This is a genomic window from Acinetobacter sp., from assembly GCF_036659555.1.
Classification (GTDB): domain Bacteria; phylum Pseudomonadota; class Gammaproteobacteria; order Pseudomonadales; family Moraxellaceae; genus Acinetobacter.
On the sequence record NZ_JAVXCI010000098.1, the window covers coordinates 1 to 11,078 of the forward strand.

10 protein-coding genes are annotated in these 11,078 nt (G+C 52.6%); 6 read left to right on the top strand and 4 right to left on the bottom strand.

Going from position 1 to position 11,078, the window contains the following annotated elements; genetic code table 11:
• Nucleotides 1-2,443, top strand: a 2,443-nt coding sequence (gene gyrB, locus RSA72_RS12240; RefSeq protein ID WP_332633246.1) for a DNA topoisomerase (ATP-hydrolyzing) subunit B, incomplete at its 5' end; no start/stop codon positions are given.
• A gap of 169 nt (nt 2,444-2,612) precedes the next feature.
• Nucleotides 2,613-2,978: a hypothetical protein gene (locus RSA72_RS12245; protein ID WP_332621786.1), complete on the top strand. Its 366-nt coding sequence runs from the start codon at nt 2,613-2,615 to the stop codon at nt 2,976-2,978.
• Between the two features lie 848 nt (nt 2,979-3,826).
• Here the strand turns inward: RSA72_RS12245 and RSA72_RS12250 are convergent.
• Nucleotides 3,827-5,764 (bottom strand): ATP-binding cassette domain-containing protein, encoded by a 1,938-nt coding sequence (locus tag RSA72_RS12250; protein WP_332621785.1) that lies wholly within the window; start codon nt 5,762-5,764, stop codon nt 3,827-3,829.
• A gap of 223 nt (nt 5,765-5,987) precedes the next feature.
• On the opposite strand from RSA72_RS12250, the gene RSA72_RS12255 reads away from it, so the two are divergent.
• From RSA72_RS12255 to erpA, 4 genes are all read left to right on the top strand, one after another.
• Nucleotides 5,988-6,242, top strand: coding sequence for a hypothetical protein (locus tag RSA72_RS12255; protein ID WP_332621783.1), 255 nt, complete (start codon nt 5,988-5,990; stop codon nt 6,240-6,242).
• Nucleotides 6,243-6,422: 180 nt separating this feature from the next.
• On the top strand, nt 6,423-7,433 hold the full coding sequence (locus RSA72_RS12260; protein ID WP_332621782.1) for a putative solute-binding protein: 1,011 nt from the start codon (nt 6,423-6,425) through the stop codon (nt 7,431-7,433).
• Between the two features lie 198 nt (nt 7,434-7,631).
• Nucleotides 7,632-8,603 carry a putative solute-binding protein gene (locus tag RSA72_RS12265; protein ID WP_332621801.1) on the top strand — a complete coding sequence of 324 codons (972 nt, stop codon included), beginning with the start codon at nt 7,632-7,634 and terminating at the stop codon, nt 8,601-8,603.
• A 114-nt stretch (nt 8,604-8,717) separates the two neighbouring features.
• Entirely contained in the window at nt 8,718-9,053 is a 336-nt protein-coding gene (erpA, locus tag RSA72_RS12270) for an iron-sulfur cluster insertion protein ErpA (protein WP_068910485.1), read from the top strand.
• A gap of 56 nt (nt 9,054-9,109) precedes the next feature.
• On the opposite strand, the gene RSA72_RS12275 is transcribed toward erpA, so the two are convergent.
• The 3 genes from RSA72_RS12275 to RSA72_RS12285 form a co-directional block, all read right to left on the bottom strand.
• Nucleotides 9,110-9,493: a hypothetical protein gene (locus RSA72_RS12275; protein ID WP_332621781.1), complete on the bottom strand. Its 384-nt coding sequence runs from the start codon at nt 9,491-9,493 to the stop codon at nt 9,110-9,112.
• 116 nt (nt 9,494-9,609) lie between these two features.
• Entirely contained in the window at nt 9,610-10,521 is a 912-nt protein-coding gene (locus tag RSA72_RS12280; RefSeq protein WP_332621780.1) for a matrixin family metalloprotease, read from the bottom strand.
• A 132-nt stretch (nt 10,522-10,653) separates the two neighbouring features.
• A partial coding sequence (locus tag RSA72_RS12285; RefSeq protein ID WP_332621779.1) for an Hsp70 family protein occupies nt 10,654-11,078 on the bottom strand: 425 nt, incomplete at its 5' end.

Sequence of the window (11,078 nt, forward strand, 5' to 3'; positions counted from 1 at the left end):
TCAAACAGAACAAACCAATGAAAAGGCTTATGATTCCTCTAGTATCAAAGTATTGCGTGGCCTAGATGCTGTTCGTAAACGTCCAGGCATGTATATTGGCGATACAGATGACGGTTCAGGCCTGCACCACATGGTGTTTGAGGTGGTGGACAACGCCATCGATGAAGCGCTGGCAGGCCACTGCGACGAAATTCTGGTGACCATTCATGAGGATGAATCCGTCAGCGTTTCAGATAACGGCCGCGGCATTCCAACCGATATTCACCCGGAAGAAGGTGTATCTGCAGCTGAAGTGATTTTGACCATCCTGCATGCCGGCGGCAAGTTTGACGACAACAGCTATAAAGTGTCAGGCGGCCTGCATGGTGTGGGCGTTTCCGTCGTCAATGCGCTGTCCAGCAAATTATTGCTGAATATCCGCCGCGCCGGCAAAGTGTTTGAACAGGAATATCGTCATGGCGATCCTGTTTATAAATTGCGCGAAATTGGCGAAACAGCCGAGTCAGGCACCACGGTGCGTTTTTATCCAAGCGCTGAAACCTTCAGCCAAACCATTTTCAATGTCGATATTCTGGCGCGCCGCCTGCGCGAGCTGTCGTTCCTGAATGCCGGCGTGCGCATTGTGCTGCGTGATGAGCGCATCAATGCCGAGCATGTTTTTGACTATGAAGGTGGCCTGTCTGAATTTGTCAAATACATTAATCAGGGCAAAACCCACCTGAATGACATTTTCCATTTCACCACGCAGGCGGAAAACGGCATTGGCGTGGAAGTGGCGCTGCAGTGGAATGACACCTATCAGGAAAATGTGCGCTGCTTCACCAACAACATTCCGCAGAAAGACGGCGGCACGCATTTGGCCGGCTTCCGCGCGGCGCTGACCCGCGGCTTGAACAGCTATATGGAAAGCGAAAACCTGCTCAAGAAAGAGAAGGTTTTGGTTTCCGGCGATGACGCGCGCGAAGGCTTGACGGCGATTGTTTCAGTGAAAGTGCCGGATCCGAAATTCTCTTCGCAAACCAAGGAAAAGCTGGTCTCCAGCGAAGTGAAGTCTGCTGTTGAGCAGGCAATGAATAAGTCATTCTCTGAATACCTGCTGGAAAACCCGCAGGCGGCGAAATCCATCGCCGGCAAAATTATTGACGCTGCCCGCGCCCGCGACGCTGCCCGCAAGGCGCGTGAAATGACGCGGCGCAAGAGCGCGCTGGATATTGCCGGCCTGCCGGGCAAGCTGGCGGATTGCCAGGAAAAAGATCCGGCCCTGTCTGAGCTGTATCTGGTCGAGGGCGACTCCGCGGGCGGTTCCGCCAAGCAGGGCCGCAACCGCAAGATGCAGGCGATTTTGCCCTTAAAAGGCAAAATCCTGAACGTTGAGCGCGCGCGCTTTGACAAGATGATTTCATCTGCCGAAGTCGGCACGCTGATTACCGCCTTGGGCTGCGGCATCGGCCGCGAGGAATACAATCCGGACAAGCTGCGCTACCATAAAATCATCATCATGACCGATGCTGACGTGGACGGTTCGCACATCCGCACCCTGCTGCTGACGTTCTTCTTCCGCCAAATGCCGGAGCTGGTGGAGCGCGGCCATATCTATATTGCGCAGCCGCCGCTGTACAAGCTGAAAAAAGGCAAACAGGAGCAGTACATCAAGGACAATGATGCGCTGGAAACCTTCCTGATTTCCAATGCCATTGATGAGCTTGAGCTGCACATCAGCGCAGAGGCGCCGGCCATCCGCGGCGAAGCGCTGGCAGGCGTGATTGCCGACTACCAGACTTCGCAGAAGAGCCTGCAGCGCTTAACGCTGCGCTATCCGGCAAGCCTATTGGATGCCCTGATCGCGGTTGGAGGCTTTAAACTGGAGCAGACCGCAGAGCGGGACTATGTGCAGCAGTGGGGTGAACAGGTCCGCGCTGCCATTGAAACAGCGCAGCCGGGCCTGCGTCCGGAACTGTCTTTGGAAGTGCTGGAAAAAGAAAGCGCCGAAGGCCAGAAAATTCAGACTTACCTGCCGCGCATTACCGTTTATGTGCACAACCTGCCGCACAGCTATCTACTGGATGCCGGCCTGCTGGGTTCGGGCGAGTATGCGCGCCTGCTGAAAAATTCCAAAAGCTGGTTTACGCTGCTGGAAGACGGCGCGTATTTGCAGAAAGGCGAGCGCAAAATTGGCGTCAGCTCTTTCCATCAGGTCTGGCAGCAGATTCTGCAGGATTCGCGCCGCGGCATGATGATCCAGCGCTACAAAGGCCTGGGCGAGATGAATGCGGAGCAGCTTTGGGAAACTACGATGGATCCTGGAAACCGCAATATGCTGCAGGTGACTGTGCAGGATGCGATTGAGGCTGACCGCATGTTCTCCTGCCTGATGGGCGATGATGTGGAGCCGCGCCGCGCCTTCATTGAAGAGAATGCGCTGAACGCGGATATTGACGCTTAACTGGCCTGCAGAACTGGCTTGAAAGCATCCTTTGGGATGCTTTTTTTATGCTGTTTTTTTTAAAAGCCGATTGAATTGCAGCTAGTCTGAATGTTATCAAATTGACTTATAGAGCTGTCATGATGCTGGAAGCAGGAATTTCTGCGCAGCGCAATCAGAGGTCATTAGGATGGATAATCAGCTGGAACAGGCCCGCGATATTTGGGTCAATGCCTTTTTTACCGGCAATTATGCGGTTCTGGCCCAGTATGAGGGCGAGCATTTCACGGTGGTGTATGAGCGGGAAGGGTGTGCGGAAAGCAGCTATACGCGCTATGAGCGGATTGCGCATGCGGTTAAAAACGGGGTCTGGAAACCGAAAAAGCCGGATGTTGAATATGAAGAATTTGAGTTCGACCGCGCGCAGACCGAATGCCGCATCCTGATTGGCCTGCGGGAAAGCCGGCAGCAGATTAAGGAAATCTGGCGCTACAGCGGCGTCTGGAAAATTCAGGAACTGCGCTTTTTAAAAGCCGAGCGGGCCGCCGCGCATTGAGCATTGAAAGCAGAAAAGCAAAGAAAAATCAGTTCAAATAAAAATAAAAAATGGCTGAAGCGGCGCCTGCCGCGCATTAAAAACAGCCGGCTGTGGATAAGAATCTAAATTAAACTGTTCAAAATTCTGTGCGGAAAGTATAATTTTATCCACAGCTTTGGCTGTGGGCTTGAAATAAATTTAAAAAACTGCAGAATTTTTTGAATTTAAAGCATCGGCAATGAATTTAAATTTATTTGCGCGGCTGTTTTGAATTTAAAAATGCCGTGCGCCTGCATTCCAGCCGCGCGGTGTGATTGGCGGTGCGCAGGCAGATGCATGTTTATTTGAGTTTAGAAAAACTAAATAATTCTAAAAAGCGCTTTTTAAGTAAAGCTAAACAATGGCGCAGGCGGGCATTGAATGCCTGAAGCATGAAGGACATTTATTTTTTTGAATATATTTTATTTAATATCAATAAATTAGCTTAAAAGTGGCTGTCAGTATGCAGCCTCAATTCAGCCGCTGTTTCAGTTATTCAATTTTTTATATCCAAGTTTTTAATTTATTTCAGTATTTCTCTCTTCATTCCATTTTCCGGCGCGGCCGCTGCCATTGGCAAACCCAAGCTGGCAGCGCTGATCCTGCGCTGCTGGCTAAAGCTGCAAAAAATGCGCAGGATCTGCAGGCCATCCCAGATAAAATCTTTCATGATCTTTCCAGCCCGCAGCAGCCGGCCGGCGAGCAGAATGCCGCCACAGCCAAAAATATGCAGGATATTCAGGATTTATCCGCTGCCGCGTCCGATACTGATCAAGCCGCGGAGCAGAACAGCCGGCAGATTGCTGCCCTGCCGCGCTGTGCGCAGCTTAATCTGCGAAGGAGCTTTCCAGTTCCTCCAGCGCCATCATCAGCTCTAGCATCAGCTCTTCGGCCTGCTCCAGCTGCGCTTTCAGTTCGGCCTGCGCATTCATCAGCTTGAGCAAATCATCCTTGCGGCCGGCGTCATATACAGCGCTGTCCGCCAGCTGATTTTCAATTCCGGCTAAGCGGGGCTGGATTTTTTCCATCTGCGCTTCGCACTGTTCAATCTGCTTGCGGATAGGGCGGCTGAGTTCGCGGCGGCGCGCTGTTTCCTTGCGCTGCGCTTCCTTATCCAGTTTGGAAACCGCAGGCTTTGCGGCTACCTGCGACTGCACTGGCGCAGCCGGCTGCTGGCCGTTTTTCATCATGTCGGCGCGCGCCTGGCGCAGCCAGTCTGCATAGGCGCTTAAATCACCGTCAAATTCGCGGCATTGGCCGCCATGCACTAAAATCAGCTCATCGCAGACGCTGGCAATCAGCTGGCGCTCATGCGAAACCAGCACCACTGCGCCCTGGAAATCCTGCAGCGCCATAGTCAGCGCATGGCGCATATCCAAATCCAAATGGTTGGTCGGCTCGTCCAGAATCAGGACATTCGGGCGCTGCCAGACAATCAGCGCCAAAGCCAGCCGCGCGCGCTCGCCGCCGGAGAAGCTTTCGCTTGGCGTATCCATGCGCTCGCCGCTGAAGCCGAAGCTGCCTAAAAATGCGCGCAGGGCGGCTTCGCTGATTTTTTTGTCAGCAATCCGCGCCAGCTGCAGCATGGGGCTGGCATTGCCGTCCAGGGCATCCATCTGATGCTGGGCAAAATAGCCGATATTCAGCAGCTCGGAATCCTTGCGGAGGCCCCGCAGCAGCGGCAGATCGCCGACTAAAGACTTAATCAGGGTGGATTTTCCGGCGCCGTTCATGCCCAGCAGGCCGATGCGGCTGCTTGGGGTAATCTGCAGATTGACATCAGTGACAATCAGCTTATCGCCATAGCCGATATCGGCATGCTCCAGCTGCAGCAGCGGCGAACTCATTTTGGTCGGCTCGCGGAAGCTGAAGGTAAACGGCGTATCGACATGGGCGGCCGATAATTCCTGCATGCGCTCCAGCTGCTTGATGCGGCTTTGCGCCTGCTTGGCTTTGGTGGCCTGAGCTTTAAAGCGGTCAATATATTTCTGCAGGTGCGCGCGGGTTTCCAGCTGCTTCTCATAAGCCTGCTGCTGCTGCGCCAGGCGCTCGCTGCGGGTGCGCTCAAAAGTGGAATAATTGCCGGTGTATAAGATCAGCTCCTGATTTTCAATATGCAGGATATGGTCGGTAATGGCGTCAAGGAAATCGCGGTCATGCGAGATCAGCACCAAGGTGCCTTCATAGGCTTTCAGCCAGTCTTCCAGCCACAAGATGGCGTCTAAGTCTAGATGGTTGGTCGGTTCATCCAGCAGCAGCAGGTCTGAACGGCTCATCAGGGTGCGCGCCAGATTCAGGCGCATGCGCCAGCCGCCGGAGAAGCTGGCGACATCCAGCTGCGACTGATGCTCAAAAAATCCTAAGCCGGCCATCAGCTGCGAGGCTTTGGACGGCGCGGAATAGCCGCTGATTTCGTCAAAGCGCCCGTATAAATGCGCCAGTTCATCATCATTCAGGCTTTCAGGATGATTCAGCTGATTCTGAATTTCCCAGAACTCTTCATCGCCGGATAAAACAAAATCAATCGCCTTCATATGCAGGGCTTTGATTTCCTGCGCCATATGCGCCACGGTCCACACCGCAGGGCGCGTCAGCGAGCCACTGTCCGACTCCATGCCGCCCAGAAGCGCGGAAAATAAGGTGGATTTTCCGGCGCCGTTCACGCCGGTCAAGCCGATTTTCCATCCCGGATGCAGCTGCATGGAGGCTTTTTGAAATAAAACACGCCCGCCGCGGCGGATGGAAAGCTGATCTAGCTGAATCATTAAACTGTCAAAACACACCGAAAAGATGCGCCTATTCTAAAGGAAGCCTGAGCAAAAACAAAAAAAGCGCCGGTTTTATTTTTGTGCAGGATCGCAGCCTAGGGCGGGGCCTGTTCCATCCGCCAGGCATTTGTCGGAAATTTAAGCTGCTGCCTAGGCGCAGGAAAAAAGCTGCCTATATTCAATCCATAAATTGAATAAAAATAAAGCAATATTGAAGGCGGTGAAAAAGGGAATTTTGACTTTAGCTGCGCTGGGGATCTGGGCCTGCTCCGGGCACATTCAGGCCAAAGTGAATGCCTGCGCATTTGATGTGCTGGGCAAGGCCGGCGGATCATGCACGCCTTTGGAAATTTATAAAGGCCTGGGCAGCCAGGGCGGCATGATTGATTTTCCGGCGGTGAATGCTCCAGCTGCCGGTGCTTTCCTGCAAACAGGCATAGGCTGCGAAAGAATGGCTTCAATTTTTATAACTTAATGAGAAATGCTGAAAATCATCTGAAGTTTCGCAGCAGTGCGGATTGCAGCTGGAAAAAATAGGCTGAAATGACATCAAGAAATGAAGCAAATGCTCTATTTTTTTGCAGATAACTTGCTTAATATTTGATGCGTGTATGGACACCCCTGAAACAAAAAGATTCTAAAAAGGATAAATACAATGAAAAAAACCTTCCTGTCACTGGCTGCGCTTTCTGCAATCGGATTTGCCGGCGCGGCGCAGGCTGCAAAAGTGGACATCTGCGTATTCGATTTGCTGGGCAAATCCGGCGAATCTTTTCAAATGGCGCAGGAATGGGCGCTGGCGGCCAAAAGCTGGGGAGCTGAAGTCAACCTGATTCCGCGCCAGGACGAAGCCGTGGCGGACAATGACTTTAAAGCCGGAAAATGCGACGGCGTCTTCATGACCGCCATGCGCGCGCGCCAGTACAATAAATTCGCCGGTTCGATTGATGCGCTGGGCGGCGCGCCCAGCAATGAAATCGCCAAGCGCGCAATTGCTTTTGCCCTGGACAAGCGCAATGAAAGCAAAATGACCAGCAGCTTCAGCGGCAAAAAATATGAAGTGGCTGGCATTGCGCCGCTCGGTTCAGCCTTCATTTTTGTGCGGGATAAAGGCATTAATTCGATTGAAAAAGCCGCCGGCAAAAAGTTTGCAGTGCTGGGCTATGATGACGCGCAGAAAATCATGGTGCAGCGCGTCGGCGCGCAGGCGGTGATTTCCGATGTGTCCAACTTTGTCGCCAAGTTCAATAATGGCCAGGTCGACATGGTCGGCGCGCCGGCTTACGCCTATAAGCCGCTGGAAATCTATAAAGGCTTAGGCAGCAATGGCGCGGTGTTCAACTTCCCGGTGCTGCAGGTGACAGCGGATTTCATTATCCGCCCGGATCAGTTCTCGGCCGGCTTTGGCCAGAAATCCCGCGACTGGTTTGTAAAAAACCTGCCGAAAAGCTTTGCAATGATCGGCCGTTCGGAAGCCGGCATTCCTGCAAAATATAAAATGAATCTGAGCGCTGACGACAAAACCAAGTATCAGAAACTGCTGCGTGAAGGGCGCATGGATATGACCGCGCGCGGCATTTATGATGCATCGATGATGAGCGTGCTGAAAAAAGCCCGCTGCTCTGTCGATAAGGCTAACTTTGAATGCTCGCTTGGCGGCGAGTAATCCGGCAATTGGAGCAGAAGCCTGGAAAATTCTAGGCTTTTTTGGCGCTTTCAGGCGCGGAGGGAAGCGGGGGACAGGAAAAAATGGGCGGAACAGTCTGACCCGGGAAAACAATAAAAATACTGAAAATAAGGCAATAAGGACAGCAACCTCATGACAAAGCAATGGATAAGGGCCTGCGCATTCGGCGCAGGATTAATGGCTGCCGCCGGCGCTGCGCAGGCGAAGCAGGTGCTCTGTGTATTTGATCTGGTCGGCAAGAGCGGCGATGTGTATGCCCTGATGAAGGACTATCAGCTGGCCGCTAAAAACTGGGGCGCAGACATTGAGCTGCGCGTCGGGCAGAATGAAGCGGTGATTGCCGAAGACTTTAAGGCCGGAAAATGCGACGGCATCAGCGTGACCGGCATGCGCGGCCGCCAGTTCAATACCTTCATCGGCTCGCTGGACGCCATAGGCGCAATTCCGGATCTGAATCTGGCGGTGAAAGTCATGCAGGGCCTGGCGAGCCCGGCATTCGCCAAAAGCATGCTGAAAGGGCGCTATGAAGTGGCCGGCGTGGTGCCGGTGGGGGATGCCTATCTGCTGGTCAATGACCGCAGCATCAACAGCGTGGCGAAAGCCGCCGGCAAGAAAATTGCGGTGCTGGATTACGATGAAGCGCAGAAAATCATGGTGCAGCAGGTCGGGGCGCAGGCGGTCAGCGCCGATGTCACCAATTTCGGCGCCAAATTCAACAACGGCCAAGTGGATATTATCGGCGCGCCGGCCGCGGTCTTCAAGCCGCTGGAACTGCACAAGGGCTTGGGCGCCAAAGGCGCGATCGTCAACTATCCAATACTGCAGGTGACCGGCAATATTATTATTCACTCGGATAAGTTTCCGGCCGGCTACGGGCAGAAGTCGCGTGAATGGGTGAAGGGCCAGCTGCCGCGCGCATTCAATATTTTAGGCAAAATGAAGTCGGACATTCCTCAAAAATACTGGATGGATGTGCCGGCGGCCGATAAGCCGGGCTATCAGAAAATGATGCGGGAAGCGCGCATTGACCTGACCCGGCGCGGCGTGTATGAAAAGCGCATGATGAAGCTGCTGTGGCAGTTCCGCTGCAGGCAGGAGCCGAAAAACTTTGAATGCGCCCTGCAGGATGAGAACTATAAGCAATCCTGATAAAATCGCTCTGATTTGACTTTAAATCTGCAAGACTGGCCATATATCGGGTATGCTATACTTGAAATATGGTCTTTTTTTTAAAGATGCCCGAACCGATCAGAGGAATCCATCATGAATGCCCAAGCGCTTGTGCTGACTGAAAATGCTGCCAATAAGGTGCGCCAATTGCGTGACAGTGAAGGTAATCAGGAATTGATGCTGCGTGTTTATGTCACGGGCGGCGGCTGTTCAGGCTTTTCTTATGGATTCAACTTTGCCGAAAGCCAAAATGAAGATGATGCCGAATACCTGAACGGCGACGTTAAAATGCTGGTCGATCCGCTCAGCTACCAGTATTTGGTCGGCTCAACGGTCGACTATATTGAGGGCCTGGAAGGTTCGCGTTTTGTGGTGCAAAACCCGAATGCCACCACCACCTGCGGCTGCGGCTCATCATTCTCAGTCTAAGCAAGCCAGCCCTGAACAGCAAAAAGCCCCCGGAAAATCCGGGGGCTTTTTTCGGCTTAAGCTTCAGGGTCGAGCTTGATGGCGTCCAGCAGGTCAAAAATCACCGCGGTCACATCCTGGCTCAAGTCGCGGTTGTTGAAAACCTCATATGCCGTGATGGTGACATCGGTATCGCTCGGCAGCAGTTTCTGCTCTTCCTCGATTAAATCGCGGATCGGCAGCAGGGTCTGCTTGATTTCCAGATGCAGCACATCCTTGAATTCAAGATTCTCATCATCCAGCTCAATCAGCTGCTCATTGAAAAAAGGCAGCAAAATTGAATGGAGATAAGGCTGAATCTCCGTAATATCAAAAATTTCGATATCACGCGTCTGTTCAATTGTGCTGATGTGGTCATTCACTTCAATTAAGATATGGTAGTAACTCACACTGCTCTCCACTCAAATTTTTCAGATTAGGCTTGACCTTCACAATAGCATGAAATGGCTGCCCGCAGTTCAATATCCTTGGCATAGGCCTATAGAAATTATAGGGTTTTGCAGCCTGCGGCCGCCGTTCAGCGCGCATACAGCAGGCTTTGGTCCGCCGGCTTGAGCTTAAAGCGCTGCAGCTCCTGCTCGCCCAGCACCGGGTACATCAAGGCTTGCGGATCGGCATGATGGCCTAAGCCAAGGGCATGGCCCAATTCATGCGCCAGGGCGAGGCGCAGGTCATCTTTGGCGTCAAACTGGTAAATATGAATCTGATCGCCCATGAAGACGCCCTTGTGGAATTCGCGCGGCGGAAAGCGGTTTTTGGCCTGAATCACGCCCCAGTTATAGCGCTCAATATTGCTGTTATGCTGGCTGATTTGCTGGTTAAACTGGCTGTTCAGCCGGTTATAGTAGGCAATGTCGCTGTCCAGGCGGCGCGCTTTATCCCGCAGCGCCTGATATTGCGCTTCAATGCGCTGGCGGTTTTCCGCGCCTGCGTTTTCCAGCCGGCTCCAGCTTTGGCGCTGCTGCGAAAGGTACTGGTAGTCCGCCTGCAGCTGAATCTGCTGCTGCCTTAAGCTGCGCTGCATCTGCTCCAGGCTGCTTTTGGAGCTGTCTAAATTGTCTGAGATCCGCTGATTATTGTTTTTTTCACGGCCCAGCTGCAGCTGGGTTTTCTTGAACGCATTGTATTCCGCCTGCCGCTCATCATAGATCAGCCTGATCTGCAGCCGGGCATGCTCATCGTAGACAAATAAAGGCTTCTGGGTGCCGTCCTGCCAGATTTGAGCAGCTTCCCGGCTGAGCTGAATCACTTCATCCCTGCTCAGGCCAAAGCGCGGATCAACTTCCGCAACCTGATAGCGCAGGCGCGTATCCAGCGGATGCAGCAGGCGGTCAGGCCATGAGTTGTAGCGGAGCTGGTAATGGCTGCGGGACTGATAGCTGAAAAATAGAATAGCCAGCGTGACCAAAGCAATCGCGATAATACGCATAAGTATGGGTTAAGTTTAATTTTTAAAATAATGTAGCCGAAATTTCACGCTTTTGAAATGCGCTTTTCAATAAAAAACCGCGCTTGCGCGCGGTCTTTTATTTGCCCTTCCGGGCTGAATTAAAGCGTCAAATTATTTTTTGTCGTCTTTAACTTCAGTGAACTCAGCATCTACAACGCCGTCGTCCGCTTTTTGCTGTTGGCCGGCATCACCGCCGAATGCATTCGGGTCGAAACCTTCCGCACCGCCAGCTGCGCCTTGAGCAGCTTCATAAGCGCGCTGCGTGATCGGCATAATGATGTTCTGCAGCGCTTCAGTTTTGGCTTTGATGTCATCTACGTCATTTTCTTTGGTAGACGCTTCAAGCTCAGCGACAGCCGTTTCAACAGCAGTCTTTTCATCAGCAGTCACTTGCTCGCCAAGGTCTTTCACCGCTTTTTGAGAAGAAGATACTAATGCATCCGCTTCGTTGCGCGCTTTCGCCAGTTCTTCGAACTTGCGGTCTTCTTCAGCATTCGCTTCAGCATCTTTAATCATCGCTTCGATTTCAGCATCAG

What these genes read in the sequence shown, in the direction of transcription:
- erpA (WP_068910485.1), top strand. Translation starts at nt 8,718, where the DNA reads ATGAATGCCCAAGCGCTTGTGCTGACTGAAAATGCTGCCAATAAGGTG.
- RSA72_RS12250 (WP_332621785.1), bottom strand. Translation starts at nt 5,764, where the DNA reads ATGATTCAGCTAGATCAGCTTTCCATCCGCCGCGGCGGGCGTGTTTTA.
- RSA72_RS12280 (WP_332621780.1), bottom strand. Translation starts at nt 10,521, where the DNA reads ATGCGTATTATCGCGATTGCTTTGGTCACGCTGGCTATTCTATTTTTC.
- RSA72_RS12260 (WP_332621782.1), top strand. Translation starts at nt 6,423, where the DNA reads ATGAAAAAAACCTTCCTGTCACTGGCTGCGCTTTCTGCAATCGGATTT.
- RSA72_RS12245 (WP_332621786.1), top strand. Translation starts at nt 2,613, where the DNA reads ATGGATAATCAGCTGGAACAGGCCCGCGATATTTGGGTCAATGCCTTT.
- RSA72_RS12265 (WP_332621801.1), top strand. Translation starts at nt 7,632, where the DNA reads ATGGCTGCCGCCGGCGCTGCGCAGGCGAAGCAGGTGCTCTGTGTATTT.